This window comes from Luteibacter sp. HA06, from assembly GCF_054061215.1.
Genome location: NZ_JBSSDZ010000001.1, coordinates 922,889 through 945,832, shown reverse-complemented (window position 1 = coordinate 945,832; position 22,944 = coordinate 922,889). Strand labels below are relative to the sequence as shown.

Here is a 22,944-nt window from a genome sequence, read left to right as displayed (position 1 = left end):
AGTTCGTCACAACCGTAGTTCCGCCATGTCGTCGCTGATCTCGTCCTCGCCGATCGTTTGCCGGATCTTGGCGAGGTGGGCCTGTTCGCTCCAAAGCTCGAACTTGTTGCCCATGCCGAGGAGGACGGCCTTTTTTTCTATGCCAGCCGCCGAGCGTTGACTCGATGGAAGGAGGATGCGGGCCGCCCCGTCGGGCTCGACGATGGCCGCAGCACCCACCAGTTTCATCTGCAAAGCCCGGTGCACGGCCTTGACGCTGGGCAGCGCGTTGACCTGGTCACGCACCTGTTCCCATTCCGCGTACGGAAAGATCCAGAGGCAACCGGTATCGAAGGGGTTGTAAGCGACGACCAGACGGTTCGCGCAGGCGTCGGCCACCAGATCCCGATACGAGGTCGGAATCGTCAGACGACCCTTGTCGTCGATCGTGATGGCTGTCTCACCTTGGAACATATTCGTTGGTCGCCCCACCAAATCCCACGATTTCACACTGGGGCCCACGATAGTCTCGGGTCCTGAGACTGTCAAGGAAATTTTTCTTGTGAATCAAGGAGAAAGCTCACGTTCATCACTAATTCCAGCCGTTTCTGAGGAAGGGGCGGAAGGTGGTTGAATCGTTGAGGTTTTTTATGTTCTGACTCGGTGATTCAGGGGGCCCACAAATGGGAATTCCAATGTGTGACTGAACTCACGTTCATGCGACAACCACGGCTCCTGCAGGTCCTATCAAACAAAGCGGCGCCGTCGTAAGACGGCGCCGCGATGCCTGGAAGAAAAGGAGTCGGCCTGTAAGCCGGGTTCTGTTCGTCTTGCGACGTGACAGTCATTCTTCTCGACCTGGCGTCACCGCCAGGCTCTAGCAACCTACCCGGGAACGACGCGGGCCGCGTCATAGTTCCCTTATTTGGTCTTGCTCCGGGTGGGGTTTACCGTGCCGTGCGACGTTAGCCCCGCACGCGGTGCGCTCTTACCGCACCCTTTCACCCTTACCTGATCCCCTTGCGGGGCCATCGGCGGTCTGCTCTCTGTTGCACTGGCCGTCAGCTCACGCTGCCCAGGCGTTACCTGGCACCCTGCCCTATGGAGCCCGGACTTTCCTCGATACGCCCGAAGGCGTGACGCGACTGTCCGGCCGACTCCAATTCCAATTGTACATGTGGGAGCCCATGAAGAAGAGCGTCGCCGATGAATCGGCTCCCACGGGGAGACAGCGGAAGGTGGCCAGCACCGTAGAATGTCCAGCCGCCCACTGGATTCCGCTGATGTCCCTCTCCCGCCCCGGCATGCTCCATGTGGTCGCGACGCCTATCGGCCATCGCGACGACATCAGTGCGCGCGCCATCGAGACGCTGCGACGGGTGAAGGTGATCGCGGCCGAGGACACCCGGCATACGCGTCCCCTGCTGCAGCATCTGGGCATCGACACGCCTCTCGTCGCCCTGCACGACCATAACGAGCGCACGGCGGTGGATGGGCTGGTCGAGCGCATGCGCGGCGGCGACGACGTTGCCCTGGTCTCGGATGCCGGCACCCCCCTGATCAGCGACCCGGGCTTCCGGCTGGTGCGCGCGGTGCGCGCGGCCGGCCTCCGGGTGAGTCCCGTACCCGGCGCCAGTGCCGTGATCGCCGCCCTGTCGGTAGCCGGCCTGCCCAGCGACCGCTTCATCTTCGAAGGTTTCCTCTCCTCCAAGACCGGCGCACGTCGCGCGCGCCTGGGCGAACTGGCCGGCGAAACGCGCACGCTCATCTTCTATGAATCGTCCCATCGCATCGTCGAATCCCTCGAAGACATGCGCGAGGCCTTCGGCGCCGATCGCGAGGCCGTGGTCGCCCGGGAGCTGACCAAGATGTTCGAGACCGTGCTCGACGGTGCGCTGGCCAGTCTGGTCGAGCGGGTTACGGCCGACCCCAACCAGCAGAAGGGCGAGTTCGTGGTGATGGTCGCCGGCCGCGAGGAAGGTGAGGACGAACGACTGGCCGAGGGACTGCGCGTCTTCGCTATCCTCAAGGAAGAACTTTCGCCGGCCAAGGCCGCGAAGATGGCCGCCGCGATCACCGGGGCGCCTCGCAAGGCCTTGTACGGCAGTTGATCGCCCGATGCCCGTCGTCGGGTCCGCCTCACACCGGCCTCGCAAAGCGATGGGCTATGATCCGGACGTTTCGGCGCCTGAGCGGCGCCACCGTGCTGCCCAAGGAATATTGCGATGCGACCGATCCGCGCCACCTCACTCAGCCTCCTGCTTTGCGCTGGCCTCGCCGGCTGCGTGACCCCGGGCGGCGTGAGCCAACACAGCTCCGCCCCGTCGGGCGAAGCCACGCAGGCGGCGCAGGCGCTCTACACCAAGGGCCAGTTCGACCAGGCCGCGCAGGCGTATCTCGCATTGGCGGGCCAGGATCCGGCGCATCGCGACTACTACAAGCTGCTCGCCGGCGAGGCGTATCGTCAGGAGGGCGCGCTCGACCGCGCGGCGCCCGTCGTCGCCGATATCCGTCGCTCCCACCTGGAAGGCGAGGACGCGCTGCGCTTCGATGCCTTGCGCGCCGAGATCGCCCTCAAGAACAACGATCCGGCCGCGGCCCTTTCCTACACGGGCAAGCCGTCGTCGCGCGTGTCGCCCCAGGTCGAACAGCGTCTCTCCGAACTGCGTGCCCGCGCACAGGCCGCGTCCAACGATCCCTGGAGCGCGGCGCAGACACGTGTGGAGCTGGACAGCCAACTGCATGGTCTGGATCGTGAGCAGAACCGCAGGGAAATCCTCGCGCTCCTGACGGGCATGGGCGCGCAGCCGCTGGCCGAACGCGGCGGCGCGCTGCAGGGCAACGATCCGATGCGTCCATGGGTGGTAGAGGCGCAGAGCCAGCTGGGCAGCGTCAACCGGTCCCCCGCCGTGCTGGACCAGGCCGTGGGCACAGTCACCGGCGACAAAGGCGTTCGCGAGGGCTACAAGGTGCCGACCAAGGTCGCCCTCCTGCTGCCGCTCAGTGGCCCGCTTGCCGGCGCGGGCGCCGCCATTCGCGATGGCTTCTTCGCCAACTACATCGAAGCGGCACATACCAATGCCCCTCGCCCGGAAGTCGTCGTCTACGACGCCGGCAACGATGCCGCGCACGCCGTCGCCGCCTATGACAAGGCGGTGGCCGACGGTGCGCGCTTCGTGGTGGGCCCGCTCAACCGGGATGGGGTGACCGCCATCTTCGCCAAGGGCGCCCTGCCCGCGCCGATGCTCACGCTGAACTATCCCAACGACAACAAGAACCTGCCGCCGGCCGGCGCGAACGAGTTCGGCTTGTTGCCTGAAACCGAAGGTGCCCAGGTCGCCGACCACATGGCCGATCGCGGCATGACTACCGCCATCGTCGTCGTCTCGACCGACGACTTCGCCCGCCGGGCAGGCAACGCCTTCAAGGCCGAGTGGCAGGCGCGCGGTGGCACCGTGACCAGCCAGGCCACGCTGGATTCGGCGAGCATCGATTTCGCTTCCCAGCTTTCCGCGCCCCCGGCCGACCAGGATCCCGCTACCAGCGGCGTCTTCATCAGCATGAAGCCGCAGCAGGCACGCCTGCTCCTGCCACAGCTGCGCCTGGCAAAGATCACCTTGCCGGTGTTCGCCACCTCGCATGTCTATAGCGGCGGCGACGACGCCACGGCCGATCGCGATCTTGAAGGGGTGGAGTTCTGCGATGCGCCCTGGCTGTTCGACGCGCAGCCCGGCCTGCCACGCCGGACCGACCTCTCTTCCGCGCTTCCCTCGACCAAGGGCGTGGCCGCACGCCTGTTCGCCTTCGGTATGGATGCGTGGGGCCTGGTGCCGTACATCGACTGGATGCGTGGTCATCCCGGCAGCTATCTGCCCGGCGCCACCGGCCAGTTGGTGGCGGACGAGTTCGGACGCGTGCGACGCGTACTCATCTGGGCGCGCTTCACCGACGGCGTGGCCCACCCGGTCGCGGGTAGCCTCGAACTCGAAGCGCCGGCAACGGCCCCGAACGTGGAAAGCGGCGGCGGCTGATTCCCGCCGGCGCGGCCAGGGAGTGCCGCGTGACCGCTACAACGAAGAAAACTACCGAGCGCCGCGCCACCGGAGATCACTTCGAGGGCGCGGCGTTATCGTTTCTGCAGGCACAGGGTTTGCGCCTCGTTCGCGCCAACTTTCTCTGCCGCCACGGCGAGATCGACCTCGTCATGCGGGATGGCGAGACACTCGTTTTCGTGGAGGTTCGCTATCGGAGCAACGCGGCGTACGGCGGAGCGTTGGGCTCGGTGACCATGGCAAAGCGACGAAAGCTGATCAGCGCAGCGCATCTATGGCTGGCATGGCATCCACACGATGCGCGAAGGCCTTGCCGGTTCGATGTGCTGGCGTTCGAGGGCGAGTCCGTCGAGTGGGTGCGCGCGGCGTTCGATGCCGCGTAGCCCCCAGTTCATCGCCGCACTCCTACAAAAACAACGGCGTCAGGTCGTTATGAGGAAGGCTTCGCGGCTCATGCTTGCCAGTTCGCCGACGGAATCGATCGTGATGTCCGGAGGCGTCTCGATGAGGTCAGCGCCTGCGGCAGCCGCGTAGTGGCCCTGCTTGACGAACACCGTTGTGACCTTGTCGCCAAGCAGCTTCTTCAGCGCCACGAGAATGCGCGGCTTGTCGTCGACCATGACGTAGTGATCGGCCGGATAGCGCTTCTGCATGTCATCGAGCATGTCTTCCTTGTGCACGTAGATCAGTACGTCCTCGCGGAATGCATCCCACAGACCGGCGCGACGGATCTTGCGCGGCTGGAACACGGTGTCGCCGTCGGACATGATGACCGGCCGGCCCAGCGTGCGCAGGTGGTCGATCGCCTCGATCACACCAGGAAAACGGCGTTCGTCGAAGGGGTAGTCCAAAAGGAAAAACGACATCTCCATGAAAGCCAGGCTGCTGTCCTGGCCACGGAGTCGCTGCAGCACGCCGAGGTAGTCCGCGTAGCCGACCTGGCCACGGATCTCCTTGTCGATCGCGTTATAGCGGGCATGCCCTTCTTCACCAAAATCACGCACGAGGCGCGCGGCGAGGTCGGCACTGAACCGGTCGTTGTCGATCAGGGTGTTGTCGACATCGAAGAGGAAAACAATGGAGTCACGGGTGGACACGGTGGATCCTTGCACGGGTAACGTCCCGGTTATATGGGGATGCTCATCGTGGACCGAAGGGCCAGCCGATATCTTGTATGAGCGAACCGCTTACGCCCGGCGCGGGGGAACCAGGGAGAGCCGGGTACCGCTACTCGTCTTCGAATTCGGCGCCAGAAGGCGCTCGATCTCGTCCGGTGGCAGCGGACGCGAATAGAGGAAGCCCTGCCCCTCCTGACAACCGGCACGCAGCAGGAAGTCGTGCTGGGCCTCGGTCTCGATACCTTCGGCGATCGTATGAAGGTCCAGGCTGCGGGCAATCGCCACCATGGCCTCGGTAATCGCGACGTCGTTCCCGTTGGTGGGCAAGCCGGTGACGAAGGACCGGTCGATCTTCAGGTAGGCGACCGCTGGCAACTTCAGATAGGCCAGCGAGGAGTAACCCGTGCCGAAGTCGTCGATCGCCACGCCGACGCCAAGCTTGTGCAGGGCGAGCATGGCGCGCTCCGTGTCTTCGCCCAGGCGCAGGATCGCGCTCTCGGTAAGCTCGATCAACAGGCGTTTGGGCGAGATACCCGTAGCCAGGACGGCCTGGCTCACGCCCGCAAGAAAATCCGGATGGCCGAACGAGCCGGCAGAAACATTCACCGCCAGACGCAACGGCGGCAACCGCGCAGCGTCCCAGGCGCGCAGCTGTTCGCACGCTGTCTCCAGCACCCACTCGTCGATCTGGCGGATCAGGCCGAGACTTTCGGCCAGCGGGATGAATTCGTCTGGCCCGACGTTGCCACGCTCGGGATGGCGCCAGCGAATCAATGCCTCGACGGCGACGATGCGGCCGCTCTTCATTTCCACGCTGGGTTGGTACACCAGGTGGAACTCGCGCCGCGTCAATGCGTGCCGCAGCTCCGAAGCCAGCTTGAGGCGGCGCCGCGCATCCGCGTGCATCTTCGGCGTATAGAAGCGCAGGGCATTTCGCTCTTCCGTCTTGGCCACGTACATGGCCGCGTCGGCGTTCGCAATCAGGGTAACGGCGTCGTTGCCGTCGAGCGGGTAGCCCGCGATGCCGATGCTCGCGCTGACGAACAACTCGTAGTCGCCCAGGTCGAAGGGACGTGCCAGTGCGGCGAGCAAGGCTTCCGCGACGACGAGGGCTTCTTCGCGAGAGCGAAGGTCGGCGAGCAATACGGTGAACTCATCGCCACCAATCCGCCCTGCCACATCGTCCGGCGTCAGCTGTGCGCGGATACGCTCGGCGACACGCATGAGCAGGGCATCGCCGGTGGCATGGCTGTAGCTGTCGTTGACGACCTTGAAGGCATCGAGGTCGATGAAGAGCACGGCGATCGCACCGCGCTCGTGCGCGGCACGCGTGACGGCCTCGGCGCAGCGACGTTCGAACTCGGCGCGAGTGACCAGTCCGGTGAGCGGATCGTGCGTGGCCATGTGCTGCAGTCGCTGGCGATCGGCCTTGCGCGCCGTGATGTCCGAGACGACGGCGACATAGTGCTGGGGACGCCCTTCGCTGTCACGAATCGTGCTGATGCTCATCAGCTCCGGATACGTACTGCCATCGGCGCGCTGGCTCTCCACTTCGCCCAGCCAGTTGTCGCCCGAGGCGATGTCTTCCCATAACGATGAAGGCAGCGGGCGGCCGTCGGGCAAGGTGCGTGTTGCGTCGAAGCGTGTCCGGCGCAGGGCCTGCAACGAGATACCCGTCAGCTTGGCATGGGCCGCGTTCGCGGTGGTCACGCGACGATCGGCGTCGGCGATGATCACGCCCTCGGCGATACTTGCGAGCGCTTCGGCGGCGATCTTGCGTTCCTGCTCCATCGCCACGCGATCGGAGATGTCGCGAACGATCGCCTGGCAGACCTGCCGCGAACCCCATACGACCAGGCTGCTCTGCGTTTCCACCGGACGGTTGCTGCCGTCGGCGTTGCGCAGCACGCCGGTACCGGCGTGGTCCGAGCCCTCGACGAACAGGCTGGCGAGCTGGATGCCGGTTAGGTCGGCGCGCGAACAGCCCACCCAGCTGGCGGCGCGCCGATTGGCGTCGAGGATTCGCCCGCTTTCCTCGTCCACCATGAAGATGGCGTCGGCCGCGCTGTCGAACAGCAGGCTATAGCGTTCCTCGGTGCCGCGGATGGTGGCGACGATGCGCCCGGCCATGCGCAGCCATAACAGCGACGCGAGCGTGGCGACACCGAACACCGTGAAGAAGAGAACCCGACCGATCCACGAGGCGCCATTGGCGATGTCCAGCGAAAAGGCCTTGGCACGCGGTTCGACATACGTATTGAGCGCGGCGATATGCGCACGTTCGGCATCGATGGTCGCCGTCGGCGGCGTGCCTGCCGCATAAGCGCGATCGAGCCGGTCGGCGGTATCGGCCAGGTCGACCAGGCTGGCATCGACCGAACGCCACTCGCTCACCGCTTCGCGCACGTACGGCAAGCCGGAAAAATACTGGAAGATAAAGACCATCCCCGGGATGGCCTCGGGAATCACGCCGCCCCTGGCGAAGGCGTCATAGACATCGGCGTGGACGAAGTCCCCGCTGGCGATGGCGTCCCGCGCCCAGCGATCGGCCATCAACACACTGTAATTTCGCCGAAAACCGGCAAGGTCCGCGGGGCGTCCGTGCGTGGCGTATTCATCGAGATCGATGACCGCCTGCTTCTGCGCTTTGGACCAAAGACTCTCGCCGTTGAGAAAACCGGCGAGAGTCACCTGCGTCTGGAGCGCTACCCAGGTCAGGGCGAGGACGAGGCCAACGACCGCGACGAGCGCATAGGCCAGTGGCCTGAGGCGTCTCGAAAGTGGCAATTGGTGGCTGGCCTCAACGTGTTGCATCGGTCCCTCGGGTCCTCATCCGGTCGTGATAGTGCGCCACATGACGCCCAACTTGCGAGTTACGCGGCTGCCTCGTTCCACTTGCGAATCGAAGCCGTGGCATCCATGCAGCGATCCAGCGTAATGCTCATGCTGACGTAACTGCGACGGACGCACTCCCGGATGTGCTCGATCTGGTCCACCGGTGGATTGGTGCCCAGCAGGGTGCAAACGATTTCGAGCGCCTCCCACGGATGTGTATCGTCATAAGCGGCGTGAAGCTGAAGCCAACGCAGCCCGGCTTTGCGGCCCGTAATCGGCAGGCTTTCCGCATAGGCCACGCTTTCATAGACAATCTGCGACCAGTCGCCCGTGGCTCCTTCCACGGCATAGTTGGTCGCGGCGATCCCCGCGGCAAGCGAATCGTCCCGGCTGACTTCTTCACACCACTGCGCCAGCGCCTGCGTGCCCTTGGCCGGTTCGGCCCGGAGGACGTCCTCGCGGGACACCCCCGCGCTCTCCGCCCAGTTCAGCCAGTACTCGGCGTGATTCTGTTCCACCCGGATGTTACGCACCAGCCAGCGGCGAGCAAGGTCGTCGCCCGCGCTGCGGCCGTAACGGGTCTTCAGCAGGCTGTGCGACATGTAGCCCGGGAAGCGCTCAATGACGGGCCATACGCCGATCATGAAGTTGCGGGTGGTGTCCGGGTCGAGGGTGGCGGCGATCATTGCCGACCACATCTCATGGCTGACGATCTGGCGCCGCGTGTCCTCGCAGGACGACACCATGTCCTGAGCCCAGAGCGGATAGCTGGCGATGTCGGTCTGCGAGCCGGAGAGTTCGAAACGTGCGTTCATAATGATCTTCCTAGGTTCTGCTGCCAATTGAATGTCCAGGCAGGCCCGGGCGACCCGCGGCCCGCCTTGCCGGCCCCATTGCGGGACCGGACCATCATTAGGGCACAACCGACACGGTACTTTTTCGGCAACAACGGCCACGCCGGCTGTCACTCGCGTGTAGCCCATTCGTCATGGACACAGCCGCTGCGGCGAGGTCTATCGTTGGCGTCCCAACCCAAGGATGTCCTTCCATGGCCACGATCAATCGCATCCTCGCCGCGGCCATCGCCTGCGGCCTCGCTTCCAACGGGGCGCTTGCTGCGGGCGCCCCGGTGGGCGCGCCTGTCGGCGTCGACCTCAAGGGCATCGACCATTCGGTGCAACCGGGCGACGACTTCGACGGTTACGCCAATGGGAACTGGAAGAAGACGGCGGTGATCCCCGCCGATCGCGCCAGTACCGGCGTGTTCCTGGAGGTGTTCCAGAAAGCGGAGAAACGAAATGCCGAGCTGGTCAAGGCCGCGGGCGAAGGCCATCCGGCGGCGGGCAGCGAGCAGCGACTGATCGCCGACTACTACAAGGCATACATGGACCAGGCCGCTATCGAGAAGGCGGGACTTAAACCGCTGGAGCCTGCACTGGCCTCGATCGAGGCGATCAAGGACAAGGGCGCGCTGTCCGCTGCGCTGGGTGCACAACTGCGCGCCGACGTCGACCCGATCAACGCGACCAGCCTCAACACCGAGCACCTGCTCGGCCTGTTCGTCGCGCAGGGACTCGAAGATCCCACGAAGAACATGCCCTACCTGCTGCAGGGCGGTCTCGGCATGCCCAACCGCGACTACTACCTGAAGACCGACAAGGACATGGTCGAGACGCGCGCGAAGTACGCCGCGTACGTCGAGGGCATCCTGGCCCAGGCCGGCACGCCCGACGCCGCCGGCAAGGCGAAGGCCATCGTCGCGCTGGAGACGAAGATCGCGCAGGCGCAGGCATCCATCGTCGAGAGCGAAGACATCCACAAGGCGAACAACCCGTGGCCGCGCACATCGTTCGCAAGCAAGGCGCCGGGTATCGACTGGGATGCGTATTTCAAGGCGGCGCACCTCGACGACCAGCCAACCTTCATCGTCTGGCAGCCCGCCACCGTGACGAAGTTCGCTGCGCTGGTGGCCAGCGAACCGCTGGATACGTGGAAGGCCTGGCTGCGTTTCCACACGATCAACGCGGGTGCCCCCGGCCTGCTGCCGAAGGCCTACGACGACCTCGCCTTCGGTTTCTACGGGACCACGCTCAGCGGAACGCCGAAGCAGCGTGACCGCTGGAAGCGCGGGATTGGCCGCGTGAATACCGACCTCGGTGACGCCGTGGGCCAGATCTACGTGAAGCAGTACTTCCCGGCATCCTCTCGCGTGGAAGTCCAGGACATGGTCAAGAACATCCTCAAGGCGTTCGACGCGCGCGTGGACACGCTGGACTGGATGTCACCGGAGACACGACAGAAGGCCAAGGCGAAGATCGCCACGATCAAGGTCGGCGTCGGCTATCCGGATACATGGCGCGATTATTCGAAGCTCGAGGTTCGCCCCGACGATGCGCTGGGCAACCATGAGCGCGCCGAACTCGCCGAATACCACCACCAGGTCGCCAAGCTCGGCAAGCCGGTCGATCGCGACGAATGGTGGATGACCCCGCAGACCGTGAACGCGGTGAACCTGCCGTTGCAGAACGCGCTGAATTTCCCGGCTGCCATTCTCGAAGCGCCCTTCTTCGATCCGAAGGCGGACGCCGCGTCCAACTACGGTTCGATCGGCGCCGTCATCGGTCACGAGATCAGCCACAGCTTCGACAATACCGGCGCCGAGTTCGACGCCCAGGGTCGCCTCGCGAACTGGTGGACCGACGCCGACCAGAAGCACTTCAAGGAAGCCGGCCAGCGCCTGGTCGACCAGTTCAATCAGTACGAGCCACTGCCGGGCCTGCACATCAATGGCCAGCAGACGCTGGGCGAGAACATCGCCGATCTTTCCGGCCTCACGATTGCCTATGCCGCCTACAAGGAGAGCCTGCACGGCAAGCCGGCGCCGGTGATCGACGGTCTGAGCGGCGACCAGCGATTCTTCCTCGCCTTCGCCCAGTCGTGGCGCACCAAGACACGCGATGCCGCGTTGCGCGCGCAGGTGATCGGCGACGGCCATGCACCGGGCGAGTTCCGCGCGCAGACGGTGCGCAACCTGGATCCCTGGTATGACGCATTCCAGCCCAAGGCGGGGCAGAAGCTTTACCTTGATCCGAAGCAGCGGGTAAAGATCTGGTAGTTACGTGACAGAGCATCGCCGATGAATCGGCTCCCACACACAGCAGGCCTGACCTTGTGACAGCAGGCCTTATGTGGGAGCCGCTTCAGCGGCGATGTGGGATCCGCTTCAGCGGCGATTCCGGCGAATGCGCCGCTCCAGACTACCAAGCAACCCATCGATCGAAAGCGCCAGCGCCCCCACCAGCAGCGCCCCCTGCACCACATACGCCGTGTTGTTCCCCACGAGGCCCTCGACGATCGGCGAGCCCAGCGTCGTCGCACCCACGGCCGAACCGATGGTCGCCGTGCCCACGCTGACGATGGCCGATAAACGCACCCCTGCCATGATCGGACCGGCGGCCAGCGGAAGCTCCACATCCCAAAGCCGACGCCAGCGCCCGTAGCCCATGCCATCCGCGGCATGCAGCGCCGCAGGCGACACGCTGTCCAGCCCTGCCACCGTCTGGCCGAGGACAGGCAGCACGCCGTAAAGCGTCAACGCCAGCAGGGTCGGCGCCGCGCCGAAGCCAAGCAGGGGCACGGCGATCGCCAGCACCGCCACCGGTGGAAACGTCTGCCCGATCACGGCCACCGCACGCACTGTCGGCAATAGCGGTCGCCCACCCGGGCGCGTCGCCAGAACGCCCAACGTGAGACCCACCGTCACGGCGACGAGTGTTGCCGCGACGACGAGCCAGAGATGCGACAGCGTCAGTGCGAAGAACGACGTGCGCGTATACAGCGGGTGCGAGAGGCTCGGCATCCATGCGTGAAACCAGGCTCCGCTGTGCGGAAGCACCAGCAGCAGGATGACCAGCAGCAGCGGGGCGACGATCGCTTTCACTCGCGCGATGCCACGAGATCGGCCAGGAGGATCGCGCCAGCAGGTTGTCCGCCTTCGAGCACGGGCAGACGGTCGCGCCCCTGGGTGAGCATCGATCCAAGCGCGTCCTGCAAGGACGCTCCCCCGTCGATCGCATCGCCGTCGGCCGCGATGTCCCTGCGCATGCTGTCGCGCACGCGCCGCACCGCCAGCTCGCGCAGCCGGGCACGCGATCCACCGACGAACTCACGTACGCGCTCGTTCACCGGATGCCGGATCAGCTCGAGCGGCGTGCCGACCTGGGCTACCTTGCCGTCGAGCATCAGCGCCACGCGGTGCCCGAGGCCGAAGGCTTCGTCCATGTCGTGGGTGACGAAAAGGATCGTCGTGCCCGTATCGTGCTGGATCGCTTTCAGGCTGGCCTGCAGCGACTCCCGCGTCAACGGATCGAGCGCACCGAAGGGCTCATCCATCAGGACGATGCGCGGCCGTGCCGCAAGAGCGCGTGCGACACCGACGCGCTGCTGTTGTCCGCCGGACAGCGTGTCGGGATAGCGACCGGCAATGCCCGGCTCGTCCAGCTTGAGCAGGTCGAGCAGTTCGGCGACCCGCGATCCGATCTGCGCTTCCGGCCAGCCGAGAAGTCGCGGTACGGTAGCGATGTTCTCCGCGACGGTGCGATGCGGAAAGAGGCCGACCGACTGGATCGCATAGCCAATCCCACGGCGCAGTGTCTCGACATCCTGCGTGGCGACGTCCACGCCATCGATGCGCACGCATCCCGCGTCGATGTGGACAAGGCGGTTCACCGTGCGCAACAGCGTGGACTTGCCCGAGCCGGACGGTCCGACGAGGACGAAGAACTCGCCGTCCTCGACACGCAGGGAAAGGTCGTCAATGACGACGTGCTCGCCGAAGCGCTTGTGGACGTGGTCGAATTCGATCATGGGCGGCGTTCCGTAAAGGCGAGCATGGCCTGGAAGAGGAGATCGACAGCCAGCGCGAGGGCGATGATCGCCAGCGTACCCAGCATGACCATGTCGTTGGCACCCTGCCCGATACCGAGGAACACGAAGCGTCCCAGACCGCCGGCACCGATCAGCGTGGCCACGGCCGCCAGACCGATCGTCTGCACGGCGACGATGCGCAGGCCGGCCAGCAGCACGGGCCACCCCAGGGGCAACTGCACGCGTGAAAGCAACTGCAGCCGGCTCATGCCCAGGCCGCGGGCGGCTTCGCGCGCGTCCGCCGGTACCGCGCCAAGGCCTGCGATCGTGTAGCGCACCACGGGCAGCAAGGCATAAAGAACCAGGGCGAAAACCGCCGGAGCCGCGCCCGTGCCGCCGAAGCCCAGCGCACCGAGCGCGGGCCACGCGTGGGCAAGCCAGGCAAAGGGTCCGATCAGCAGGGCGAACAGGGCCAGCGAAGGAACGGTCTGCAGGAAAGCAAGGAGGCCAACCACGGCACCGTCCGCGCGGCGCGTCCGCCATGCCCACCATCCCAGTGGCGCACCGATGAGCACGGCGAGCGCGAGCGTCGTCGCGGCGAGCGTGAGGTGAGTAAGCAGCGCATCGACGAAGGGACCACGCTGTGCGTGGAATTCGCGAACGAGGGCCAGCGTGTCGAGCGTGCCATGCACGCTCATCGCGATGAGCGCCACGAGCAGCGCTGCCCAGGCGGCGATCCGCGCGGACAAGCGGACCTCGCGCAACCGGTCGAGCAGGAGCAGGCTGGCCGACAGCCACATCAGCCAGAAGCCCGCGCCCAAGGGCACACGCGCGCTCGGCGGTGCCGGCAGGAGCAACGAGCGTGCATCCGTGGCCGCCAGCACGGGCAGCCCGGCGATGAGCAGCCATGCGAGAAGCGCGACGATCACGCGGCTGCCCCGGAAATTTACCGCCCCGCATAGCGCGACGACGATCCACGAAAACGCCAGGGCCACGGCCTGCGGGCTGTGGGGTTCGCCGCTGAGCAGGCGGTTGGGCGTGACGTAGAGGAAAGGCAAGGCGAGGGCGGCGACGACGCCGATGCAGGCCAACACGATCACCGGCAGCGCGCGCGGATTCACGGCAGTAACCCCGTCTGGCGGAGATAGTCCCGGGCCACGATGGCGGGATCCTCACCGTCGATCTGCGTACGCGCGTTGAGTTTGCGCAACACCTCGACCGTCAACGGCCGGAACGCCGCTTCCAGTGCCGCACGCATGGCGGGGTAGCGGCGAAGTACATCTTCGCGGGCTACCGGGGCGGGTTGATAGACCATCTCCACGTGACGCGGATCGGCAAGAACAGTCAGCCCGGTGACGGCGATCGCTCCGTCCGTCGAGTAGACCATGCTCGCGTTGACGCCGGAGATGCCTTCGGCTGCCGCCTTGATCGTCGCCGAGGTATCGCCTCCGGCGAGCACGAGCAACTGGTCACCGCGAAGAGTGAAGCCATAGGCGGATTGAAAAGCAGGCAGGGCAGCATCGCTCTCCACGAACTCGGCGGATCCCGCCAAGCGTACGTCGCCACCGTTATTTACCCAGCGCGCGAAATCGTCGAGCGTGAGGAGCTTCGCTGCCCGCGCTACATCGCCACGCACACCGATCGCCCAGTGGTTATCCGCCGGCGCCGGCGCCAGCCATTCCAGGTGGTTGGCGGCAAGATCCAGGGAAGCGGCGAGCGCATAGGCCTTGGGCGCGTCACGGAAAGCCGGGTCGCTTTCACGATGAAAGAAGAACGCGGCATTGCCCGTGTATTCCGGATAGACGTCCAGATCGCCATTGAGCAGGGCGCGACGCACGATCGAGGTGGGCCCCAGCTGCGTCCGGTCGACCACCGGCACGCCATCGTGCCGAAGCACCTGCAGGACGATCTGACCCAGCACCGCGCCCTCGTTGTCCGCCTTGGAACCAACCCGTACGGCAGCCTGCCCGTGAGCCTGGAAGACCACGAGCAGGAGCAGGAGACCGAGCAGGCGACGCAACGGTCAGCGTCCGAGCAGGCTGGCGAAGGTGCGCTTGAAAGACTCGTCGATCGGCGTGGCATCCACACTGGCCGTCAGGCCACGGAAACGCGCCTCGAAAGCCAGCACTGCCTCCATGAAGCGTTCGGCGCGACCTTCGTCGTCGCCCTCTTCCACCGCATAACCCAGCACGCGCGCCGCCTGGCCCGCCAGGTCGACGTCGTCCGGCAGCGCCGAGATGTCGCCCCACACCTGCTTGAGGTAATCCACGGCGATGCCGGCACGCCGCATCCGGTGCAACAGACCCGCTGGCATGATGTGCTCGGGGGTGAAGCGCGCAACGATGTCCTGCGGTTCGTCCAGTGGCACCGAGCCGAGATCGACCCGGATGCAAAGCGAGGCGGTGTCGAATAGCCAGGTCTGAGGCGCCGGGGGCTCGCTGTAAGGCAGCGCCACGCCGTTCACTTCGACGCTTTCCGGAATACCGGCATCGAGTAGCTCGACGATGTAGGAACGCCGGGCCGGGCGTCCCTTGTAGTGCCCACGCATGGCGTCGATGTGCACACGCTGCGCGCGATCGCCGCGACGGCTTCGTACCGAAGTACGCGCGAAATCACCTCGCTGGTAACCCTGACTCTCGCCGTCGTCATCGTAGAGTTCGGTAGCGCCTTCATCGCCGGGGAAGACCTGGAGGATCAGCGCATCGGGCACGCTGGCGAGGTTACGCATACCTTCGGGATACAAAGGCACCACGCTGCCGGGGCGAACGAAGATGGGAATCTCCTCGAGCGTGTAGTGCCGCTCGATCATCTGCCCGCCTTCGAAGGACTCCGCACCATCACGGCTGTACCAAAGGCCGGGCGGCAACCAGACCGGGAAAGCGGCAGCACCATCCTCGCCCACCGGCGCCGTCACCGGTGCCACCAGGATGTCATTGCCAAACATGTATTGCGCCGGGTGGGCGTATGCCTCTTCGTGTTCCGGCCAGTGGTAGTACATGGGGCGCACGATCGACAACCCGGTGTCGTAGGCGTGGCGGGCCGCGCTGTAGATATAAGGCGCCAACTGGTAACGCAGCCGGATCGCGGCGAAGATCGCGTCGCCATAAGGCGGACCGAAGTGCCACGGCTCCTTGTGCAGGCTCGCTTCTTTCGCCGAATGCGTACGCAGCACGGGACTGAAGACGCCCAGCTGCATCCAGCGCGCATAAAGTTCGGGTTCGAGGTGCCGTTCCGGTCGCGGGATGTGCTTGTGAAACGTGTGCCCGCCGATGTCATGGCTCCAGTAGCCGTAGAGGACATTGGAGGCCATCGAGGTGAAATGGGGCTGGAAGGCCAGCGAGTCCCAGGAAATAACGCTGTCGCCGGAGAAACCGATCGGATACCTGTGATTGCCGAGCCCGCCCCAGCGGTGATAGATCAACCCACGACGATCGCCATCGCGTTGCATCTCGGTGAAGAAGGCATGGTTCAACCACCACGTATTGGACAGGCCGGGATGGGCCTTCGAGTCCGGCCATTGCTGCCAGTCTAGCCACCAGAAATCGACGCCCACCTTTTCCAGCGGATGCAGGATGGTGTCGAAAAGGGCGCGCATGTACGACGGCGACGTCCCCTCGAAAGGGATGCCCGCCTGCGTCGAGGTGTCCCACGACAGCGCTTTGGCCATCGCCGCGTACTGCTCTTCGTGCGGCAGCACACCCGATGCGGGATGCAGGTTGAGGGTCACGCGCAGGTGCTGGCCATGCGCCCAGCGCATGAATGCCTTCGGATCCGGAAAGAGGCTGCGGTTGAACGTGTAGCCGGTCCACCCCGACTGCTCGCCGAAGACGTCCTTGTGTTCGTGGCCCGGCCGCAACGACAGCCCGGGCGTGGTGTGCCAGTCCATGTCGAGCACCAGGACATCGAGCGGGATACGCTCCTTTTCGAACCGCGCGCCGAGTGTGCGAAGTTCCTCGTCCGTGTAGTTCCAGTAGCGCGACCACCAGTAGCCGAAGACGAAACGCGGAGGAATCGGCTGCGGCCCGGCAATCGCGGCGAAGTCAGCCAGTGCCGCACGGTAGTCGTGGCCGTAACCGAAGAAATAGAGGTCCTGGCGCTCGCCGGCCGGGCGGTCGAGTACCCAGCCTTCGTCGTCGATACCGAAACCCTCGGTGTCGTCGACGACATGCCAGCCATCGCGCGCAATCAATCCTTCCTCGATCGGAAGCTTGCTGCCGTCCTGCCAGGTATCGCCGTCGTAACGATCCAGGGTGCGATAGGTGCCACCGAGGTTGGCCTGCTGGACATCGCCGGGCTTCCAGGCGAGGTTGCCTTCGCCCTGTCGCACGACGATGTCGAGGTTGCCAGAGGCGAAGCGCCCCGTGCCTTTCCGGAAGCGGAGCCGGAGCGCGCCCGTATCGATTTCGAGCGACTGCTCGTCTTCGACAATCCGGAACCGGGGTACCTCCAGCGCCCGGTGGACCACGACCTGGGTGCGGCTATCGCGGAATTGCCGGGTGGCGCTCCATTCCAGCCGGATGAGCCGCGGCGTGAGAATGGTGAAGCGGACCTCGGCCCGTTCGATGACGGCCTCGGGGTGGGCCGCAGCGCCAGCGCCGGGCCGGTGGTCTGTCGTGGCTTCCATGGGCGTGGAGCCCCTTCTTTGACGCGAGGTGGACCATTATGACGCGTCGCCGCATGGAACCGGTGAAAGCGTCCGCTTGACGGCGTCTTGCCGCGCCGTGCACTTCCCTCCGGTCACCTTCACCCCCTCAATCAACGGAGGAGCGGGACCATGAACGAAGACCAGATCCGGGGCGCGGCCAATACCATCGGTGGACGCGTGCAGCGCGCAGCCGGCGCACTGGGTGGCGACCACGGCCTCGAAGCCGAGGGCGCGATCCGCGAGACCGCCGGCCGCGTCCAGGCCAAGGCCGGCGAAGCCGTCGACACCGCGCGCGATGTGATCGCCCATCGCCCGCTCGGCGCGATCCTCAGCGGCTTCGGCGTCGGCATCCTCGTCGGCATGCTTCTCGCCCGCCGCGACTGATTCGCGGGAGCCGCCTCAGCGGCGATCCCTGCTCATGTAGGAGCCGATTCATCGGCGATGCTTCCAGGAGCCCGGCCTAGTGCCGGGCTTCTTGCGTGGGGCCGTTCGCCGATGAATCGGCTCCTACAAGAGCAGGCAGCGGTTTCGGCCGGCGCGTTTCGCGGCGTACAGAGCGCGGTCCGCCCGATCGAAAACCGTAGCGGCCGTGTCGTTGGGAAGGAAACGGGTGATGCCGCCCGACATCGTCACGGTCACGGGTTTCTGGCTGGCATGGAAGGCTAGTGCTGCAACCGTCTCGCACAATGCCTGCGCCGCAATGATTGCATCCTCCGCGGTGATACCCGCGAACACGACAACGAACTCCTCGCCACCGTATCGCGCGACGAAGGCCGGCTCGGGGAGCTCACGCGTCAAGGTCTGGCCGACGATGCGCAGCACCGCATCGCCGGCCGCGTGACCGAAGCTGTCGTTGATGACCTTGAAATGATCGATGTCGAAGGCGCCCACGCAAGCGACGCCGCCGTTTTCGCGCACATCGTTTTCGACCTCGGCCATCCGCCGCTCGTAGGCAAGCCGGTTCGGAAGTCCGGTAAGCGGATCGGTCAGCGCCAGTTCGTGCTCGCGACGCAATGAATCCTGTAGCGAGGTCGCCTGCGTTTCGAGCTCCTCCACGCGGTCACGCATCCGCTCCGTGCGATCGCGATAGCTCGCCAGCCGTTCGTCTTCGCGTACGCGGAAGGCGCGGAAGTGTTCGTCGATCATCGACAGTCGCGCATTGACCTGCGCCTGCAGTGCGTCGAGATCGGTCGCGCCCTGCGTCTGCTCGGCGAGCAACCGCATTTCCTCGCGAACGGTCGCGTCGAGGCCGCGACCCTGCTCGTCGGCGGCAGCGACGTTCTCTGTTTCCGCGACCAGATAACGCGTCATGTCGCCGAGCCTTCCGCTGACGTCGGCAAGCAGGTCCTGCAATTGCGCGATGTCCTGCCGCAACGCCTCGCGCTGCAGGTTGACCAGATCGGCCAGGTTGTGCGCCGCCGACGTGACGGCATCACTGCCCTGTGCCCGAGCAAGCGCGGTGCGGAGCTCGTCGGCTCGAATCGCGAGCGTCGGCGCGAGCACGATCCGCCCGAGGATCTCCTCGAGTACGGCCGCGATGGCGCTATCCGGGCTGCCGTCGGTTGCGGATTCCTCGACGTCGGCGGCGGCGGCGGCGGGAGCGGCCAGGTCCTCGCGTACGGCGGTGGCCGCCGTCACGCGTGGCTCGAGAGCGGCAACCGCCTCAGCCAATCCATCGAGCAAAGGATCCAGTGTTTCGGGTTCCGAAGCATGCCGCAGGTCGTCGCCGAGGCGGTCGAGCAGGCGATCGGCTTCCGCGCTCTGTCCACGGGCAAGCGCGGCAAGACGCACAACGATGCGCCGCAGGCCTTCTTCAAGCCGGCGGAAGTCGCTCTCGTCGCGTTCCATCCGCTCCAGGGCGAGATGGTATTTGCGCTCCCAGACGTCCTGCTCCAACGCGTTGCCCTCGTTCATGTCAGTAGAGTACCCGCGCGAGCAGCTGCAACTGGTTGCCCCGCTCATGCGGCGAGAGTCCGGCGTCTTCGCGATCGCCGCGCGAGGCGTTTACGTTGAGCCACTCGGCAGTAAGGCGGAGCCAATCGCTTGGCCGCCAGTTCAGGGCTGCCGTGATGGCCCTGCCCCGCTCGCCGGAGGGCCATGTCCGGAAGCGCTCCACGCGTAACGTCGGGCGCCATGCGCCGCGATTCCAGCCCGCCAGCAGGAAGCCCGACTGAAAATGGGTAGTGAAGGGTGTCTGCTGTGGCTGGACTTCGGTATCGCCATCCATGCCCTGCGCGATCCATGTCACCGGCCCGGTCACCCACCGAGCCCCCGCGGACCAGAACCGCGTACGCCATGCGAAAAGCTTGTCGCCATCGGCATAAAGCCGGTAGGCCTGCGGGTCCGCCCGGTTGTCGTAGCGCAGCAGGCGAATATCCATGCCAGCCGTCGTCTTCCAGCTGGCGTCGGCGTACCAACCCGTCCGGCCGCCGATGCTCTGGAAGGGCGCGTACTGTTCCCGCGTACCGCCCTCCTCGGAAGGCTCGCGCAGGCGGCCCCCGACGCCATATACCAGGTCACTCAGCGACCAGCCGCGCATGGCCAGGATATTCCCGGCGACATCGTTATGCCGGAACAACCCGCCGCCGACGCCGAGCGTGCCACTCTCGCCGCGCCATTCCTCACGGGCTTCGGCGCCGAGACCGCGAAGCTCCTCGCCCACCCAGCTGTTGATCGCCGACGGCGTAATGGTCCACGGGGTGGTCCAGCCGACGCCATCGTTCTCGAGCGAGACCGGAAGGAAGTACAGGCCGCCCTTCAGTGAAGCGCGCCATGACGACAATGAAACAGGTCGGTAGCGCAGGAAGGCTTCGGTCAACTGCGGGCTGGCGTGATCTGTCTGCTGGAGCTGCATGTCGGCCAGGGCGAACAGCGCCGGGGTGAACTGGGCGGTGACGACAAGGGCAGCGGCACCGAAGCGCGCCTTCGTTTCACCGTTACCGTAGCGTAACCGTCCCGGACCGCCGTTGACGAAGCTGGGATCGTCGGGCGCATCGACGAGACACAGGTCGGCATACGCATGCATCTTCACGTCCTGCGCCCCCGCAAGGGGCGAAGCGAAGCAAACAGCGATGGCGGCGAAGGCGCGGCGGAATCCGGTCACGCGGATCCCACGCCTTGCGCGCCGTGGCGCGCGACCAGGGCCGCGAACGTCATCGGCCGGTCGACGTGGAAGCCCTGGGCGTGGTCGCAGCCGACATCGCTCAGGAAATCGACGGTGGCTTCGTCCTCCACGCCTTCGGCGGTCACCCGGTAACCCAGGCGATGGCCGAGCTCGACCAGCGATCGGACGATCACGCGGTCGGTTTCATCGGTGGCGAGGTGCTGGACGAACATCTTGTCGATCTTCAGTTCCCTGACGGGCAGGCGGCGCAGGTAGGCGAACGAGGTCTGACCGACCCCGAAATCATCGATCGCCATGTCGATACCCATATCGGCCAGGCGCCGGAGGACTTGAAGCGCCGCCTCCGGTTCGCCGATCACGGCGCTCTCCGTCACCTCGAGTGTGAGCGAGGTGGCCGGCAGGCGATGGGTCCGCAACAACGCAGCCACGCGGTCGGGCAAGTCCACGTCGCCGATGTCGCGCGCCGAGAGGTTGATCGAAATACGCATGGGATTGCCCGCACAGGCCAGCTCGGCCGCCTGGGCGATGCCCCGTGCCAGCACCCAGCGGGTCAGCCGGCCGACGTTGCCGGTCTCCTCGGCGATGGCGACGAACTGCTCCGGGGACACCATGCCACGACCCGGCCTCGGCCAGCGCACGAGCGCCTCCGCGCCGTCGATGTGTCCGTCGGCCAGACGGCGCTTGGGCTGGTAGTAGAGTTCCAGCGCGTCGCTTTCGATGGCGGCGCGCAACTCGCTCATGAGCGAAAGCCGTTCAGGGCGATGCGGATCCGCTTTCGGGTCGTAGACATCCACGCCGCGCGCCGAACCGACCGCGGCAAACTCGGCCACCTCGGCACGACGTAGCAGGGCGGCCGCGCGTTCGCCGTGGCTGGGCGAGAGCGCGATACCCACCGCCGGGCCCATGTCCACGTCGATCTCGGCTTCCTGATACGGCTGGCCGAGTGCGTCCATGACGCGGAAGGCCACCGAGATCGCTTCGACCCGATCGGCGCCACGCAGCCAGACCGCGAACTGCGTGTCCGTGGCGCGTGCCACGTAGTGCGTGCGGGCAGCCTGTCCCACGCGCACGCCAGCGTCGCGCATGAGTCGGTCGGCCAGCGCGTGGCCGATCGTCTTGATGATGTCCGGCAGCCGCGTGACACCGACGATAAGGAGGGCACCCTGCTGACCGGGTGCGGTCGCGAGGTCCTGGTCGATCGCCTCTTCCGCGGCCGCGCGATTGGGTAAGCCCGTTACCCCGTCGTGCATGGCCTGGTGACGGATGCGAAGTTCGCGTTCGCGAACCGCATCGCCCATGGTGCGGAACGCCGTGGCCAGTTCGCCGATCTCGTCTCGCCGACGCACTTCGGGTGCGTCGCGGTAGTCGCCTCCGGCAATGCGCCGTGCCGCGGCAGCTAACGCCTCGACCGGACGCGATACGCCGCGTGCGACCAGCCAGGCAACGAGGAGACCCGCACCCAGGCCTAGTGCCAGGAGCGCCACCCACGCGCGCCAGACTGCCTTGTACGGACGCAATGCGTCATCGAGCGAGTAGCCGAGCACCGCGTAGACCGCGCCGCTGCCCTTGGGTTGCCGGAGCAACTGGGCGAGCACAAGGTAATCGCGACCACCGATGGTCACCGCCGTCGGCCTGGACGGCAACGAACGGTCGGTGGAGGAAAAACTCGCGGTGAGCTCGGACTGGCTGCTGCCGCGTGCAACTACCGCGTAGTGGCCCGACTCGCTCGGCGTGGCGAGCTCCACATCGCGAGGCAGGGCCGAGAGCTGCTGCATATGCGCGATCATCGCGTTGTCGACCGGAATGCTGGCAACCACCAGCCCGACCGGTTGCGGCGCGTAAATCGGGACGACGACGACCCAGAATGCCTTGCCGCCGATCACCGCGACAGCCGCGGCCCGCTCGGTGAACGCGCGGGTCAGCAGGTCCGGAAACGGAAAGCGCCGCCCGCCGTCGGCGCTTTCCATGGTATCGGCCTGCACCGTGCCGTCCAGATCGAGCAATTGCATGCGTGACGCACCGACGCGGCGGCCATGGTTACGCAGAACCGAAAGGATGGTTTCCTTGTCGCGCGCACCGATGGCCGAGCGCAGCCCATAGTCCAGCGACATGATCTGCACACCGTTGGCAACGCTGGCAGAGAGGTCGTTCATCTGTGCCACGAAGGCATCCGCATTCGCGCTCAACTGGTGGCCGCCCTCCTTCACCAGTTGCCGGCGCGCGACATCGTAGGCCAGCACGGCGGTAAGGCCCTGGACCAGGATCAGCGTGGCAACGAAGAAAAGCGCCAGCCGGGTGCGGAAACCGAGGACCCGCATGCTCCGC

Annotated in this window: 17 protein-coding genes and 1 other RNA gene; 5 read left to right on the top strand and 13 right to left on the bottom strand. The window is 65.9% G+C overall.

Annotated features, from left to right (window positions below; translation table 11 throughout):
- Positions 1–6 precede the first annotated feature (6 nt).
- Together mraZ and rnpB are read right to left on the bottom strand one after the other, a co-directional pair.
- Positions 7–453, bottom strand: a complete 447-nt coding sequence (gene mraZ / locus ACVWWJ_RS04135) for a division/cell wall cluster transcriptional repressor MraZ (protein WP_159890808.1) — start codon at positions 451–453, stop codon at positions 7–9.
- A gap of 320 nt (positions 454–773) precedes the next feature.
- Positions 774–1,140, bottom strand: an RNA gene (rnpB, locus tag ACVWWJ_RS04130) — RNase P RNA component class A.
- A gap of 122 nt (positions 1,141–1,262) precedes the next feature.
- Between rnpB and rsmI the strand changes: the two genes are divergently transcribed.
- From rsmI to ACVWWJ_RS04115, 3 genes are all read left to right on the top strand, one after another.
- On the top strand, positions 1,263–2,090 hold the full coding sequence (rsmI, locus tag ACVWWJ_RS04125) for a 16S rRNA (cytidine(1402)-2'-O)-methyltransferase (RefSeq protein WP_159890717.1): 828 nt from the start codon (positions 1,263–1,265) through the stop codon (positions 2,088–2,090).
- Positions 2,091–2,204: 114 nt separating this feature from the next.
- Positions 2,205–4,010, top strand: a complete 1,806-nt coding sequence (locus ACVWWJ_RS04120; RefSeq protein WP_456966873.1) for a penicillin-binding protein activator — start codon at positions 2,205–2,207, stop codon at positions 4,008–4,010.
- Between the two features lie 29 nt (positions 4,011–4,039).
- A complete protein-coding gene (locus ACVWWJ_RS04115; RefSeq protein WP_159890721.1) occupies positions 4,040–4,414 on the top strand; it encodes a YraN family protein in 375 nt (124 codons plus the stop codon).
- A gap of 39 nt (positions 4,415–4,453) precedes the next feature.
- On the opposite strand, the gene ACVWWJ_RS04110 is transcribed toward ACVWWJ_RS04115, so the two are convergent.
- From ACVWWJ_RS04110 to ACVWWJ_RS04100, 3 genes are all read right to left on the bottom strand, one after another.
- Positions 4,454–5,128 carry an HAD family hydrolase gene (locus tag ACVWWJ_RS04110; RefSeq protein WP_456966872.1) on the bottom strand — a complete coding sequence of 225 codons (675 nt, stop codon included), beginning with the start codon at positions 5,126–5,128 and terminating at the stop codon, positions 4,454–4,456.
- Positions 5,129–5,218: 90 nt separating this feature from the next.
- Positions 5,219–7,963: a putative bifunctional diguanylate cyclase/phosphodiesterase gene (locus ACVWWJ_RS04105; RefSeq protein WP_456966871.1), complete on the bottom strand. Its 2,745-nt coding sequence runs from the start codon at positions 7,961–7,963 to the stop codon at positions 5,219–5,221.
- Positions 7,964–8,022: 59 nt separating this feature from the next.
- Entirely contained in the window at positions 8,023–8,799 is a 777-nt protein-coding gene (locus tag ACVWWJ_RS04100) for a TenA family transcriptional regulator (protein WP_456966870.1), read from the bottom strand.
- A gap of 233 nt (positions 8,800–9,032) precedes the next feature.
- On the opposite strand from ACVWWJ_RS04100, the gene ACVWWJ_RS04095 reads away from it, so the two are divergent.
- Entirely contained in the window at positions 9,033–11,099 is a 2,067-nt protein-coding gene (locus ACVWWJ_RS04095; RefSeq protein ID WP_456966869.1) for a M13 family metallopeptidase, read from the top strand.
- A gap of 108 nt (positions 11,100–11,207) precedes the next feature.
- Here the strand turns inward: ACVWWJ_RS04095 and ACVWWJ_RS04090 are convergent, their stop codons facing one another.
- From ACVWWJ_RS04090 to ACVWWJ_RS04070, 5 genes are read right to left on the bottom strand one after another with little or no spacing between them, the layout of a single operon-like run.
- The gene (locus ACVWWJ_RS04090) at positions 11,208–11,924 is read right to left on the bottom strand and encodes an ABC transporter permease (RefSeq protein WP_456966867.1); all 717 of its coding nucleotides are present in this window, start codon (positions 11,922–11,924) and stop codon (positions 11,208–11,210) included.
- Positions 11,921–12,850 carry an ABC transporter ATP-binding protein gene (locus tag ACVWWJ_RS04085; protein WP_456966866.1) on the bottom strand — a complete coding sequence of 310 codons (930 nt, stop codon included), beginning with the start codon at positions 12,848–12,850 and terminating at the stop codon, positions 11,921–11,923. The genes ACVWWJ_RS04090 and ACVWWJ_RS04085 overlap by 4 nt, the downstream gene beginning before the upstream one ends.
- Positions 12,847–13,971 (bottom strand): ABC transporter permease, encoded by a 1,125-nt coding sequence (locus ACVWWJ_RS04080; protein ID WP_456966865.1) that lies wholly within the window; start codon positions 13,969–13,971, stop codon positions 12,847–12,849. Before ACVWWJ_RS04080 ends, ACVWWJ_RS04085 begins: the two co-directional genes overlap by 4 nt.
- Positions 13,968–14,870 carry a glycine betaine ABC transporter substrate-binding protein gene (locus ACVWWJ_RS04075; RefSeq protein ID WP_456966864.1) on the bottom strand — a complete coding sequence of 301 codons (903 nt, stop codon included), beginning with the start codon at positions 14,868–14,870 and terminating at the stop codon, positions 13,968–13,970. The genes ACVWWJ_RS04080 and ACVWWJ_RS04075 overlap by 4 nt, the downstream gene beginning before the upstream one ends.
- 3 nt (positions 14,871–14,873) lie before the next feature.
- On the bottom strand, positions 14,874–17,474 hold the full coding sequence (locus ACVWWJ_RS04070) for a TIM-barrel domain-containing protein (protein ID WP_456966863.1): 2,601 nt from the start codon (positions 17,472–17,474) through the stop codon (positions 14,874–14,876).
- Positions 17,475–17,624: 150 nt separating this feature from the next.
- Between ACVWWJ_RS04070 and ACVWWJ_RS04065 the strand changes: the two genes are divergently transcribed.
- Complete coding sequence (locus ACVWWJ_RS04065) at positions 17,625–17,879, top strand: CsbD family protein (RefSeq protein WP_046968237.1); 255 nt, start codon at positions 17,625–17,627, stop codon at positions 17,877–17,879.
- Positions 17,880–18,002: 123 nt separating this feature from the next.
- Here the strand turns inward: ACVWWJ_RS04065 and ACVWWJ_RS04060 are convergent, their stop codons facing one another.
- The 3 genes from ACVWWJ_RS04060 to ACVWWJ_RS04050 are packed head-to-tail and all read right to left on the bottom strand — an operon-like array spanning position 18,003 to position 22,937.
- Complete coding sequence (locus ACVWWJ_RS04060) at positions 18,003–19,409, bottom strand: diguanylate cyclase (protein WP_456966862.1); 1,407 nt, start codon at positions 19,407–19,409, stop codon at positions 18,003–18,005.
- Position 19,410: 1 nt separating this feature from the next.
- Positions 19,411–20,598 (bottom strand): hypothetical protein, encoded by a 1,188-nt coding sequence (locus ACVWWJ_RS04055; RefSeq protein WP_456966861.1) that lies wholly within the window; start codon positions 20,596–20,598, stop codon positions 19,411–19,413.
- Positions 20,595–22,937 (bottom strand): putative bifunctional diguanylate cyclase/phosphodiesterase, encoded by a 2,343-nt coding sequence (locus ACVWWJ_RS04050; protein ID WP_456966860.1) that lies wholly within the window; start codon positions 22,935–22,937, stop codon positions 20,595–20,597. Before ACVWWJ_RS04050 ends, ACVWWJ_RS04055 begins: the two co-directional genes overlap by 4 nt.
- Positions 22,938–22,944 lie beyond the last annotated feature (7 nt).

Coding starts and splice junctions, on each gene's coding strand:
- ACVWWJ_RS04095 (WP_456966869.1), top strand. CDS start 9,033: ATGGCCACGATCAATCGCATCCTCGCCGCGGCCATCGCCTGCGGCCTC.
- ACVWWJ_RS04120 (WP_456966873.1), top strand. CDS start 2,205: ATGCGACCGATCCGCGCCACCTCACTCAGCCTCCTGCTTTGCGCTGGC.
- ACVWWJ_RS04105 (WP_456966871.1), bottom strand. CDS start 7,963: ATGCAACACGTTGAGGCCAGCCACCAATTGCCACTTTCGAGACGCCTC.
- ACVWWJ_RS04100 (WP_456966870.1), bottom strand. CDS start 8,799: ATGAACGCACGTTTCGAACTCTCCGGCTCGCAGACCGACATCGCCAGC.
- mraZ (WP_159890808.1), bottom strand. CDS start 453: ATGTTCCAAGGTGAGACAGCCATCACGATCGACGACAAGGGTCGTCTG.
- ACVWWJ_RS04085 (WP_456966866.1), bottom strand. CDS start 12,850: ATGATCGAATTCGACCACGTCCACAAGCGCTTCGGCGAGCACGTCGTC.
- rsmI (WP_159890717.1), top strand. CDS start 1,263: ATGTCCCTCTCCCGCCCCGGCATGCTCCATGTGGTCGCGACGCCTATC.
- ACVWWJ_RS04060 (WP_456966862.1), bottom strand. CDS start 19,409: ATGAACGAGGGCAACGCGTTGGAGCAGGACGTCTGGGAGCGCAAATAC.
- ACVWWJ_RS04065 (WP_046968237.1), top strand. CDS start 17,625: ATGAACGAAGACCAGATCCGGGGCGCGGCCAATACCATCGGTGGACGC.
- ACVWWJ_RS04050 (WP_456966860.1), bottom strand. CDS start 22,937: ATGCGGGTCCTCGGTTTCCGCACCCGGCTGGCGCTTTTCTTCGTTGCC.
- ACVWWJ_RS04070 (WP_456966863.1), bottom strand. CDS start 17,474: ATGGAAGCCACGACAGACCACCGGCCCGGCGCTGGCGCTGCGGCCCAC.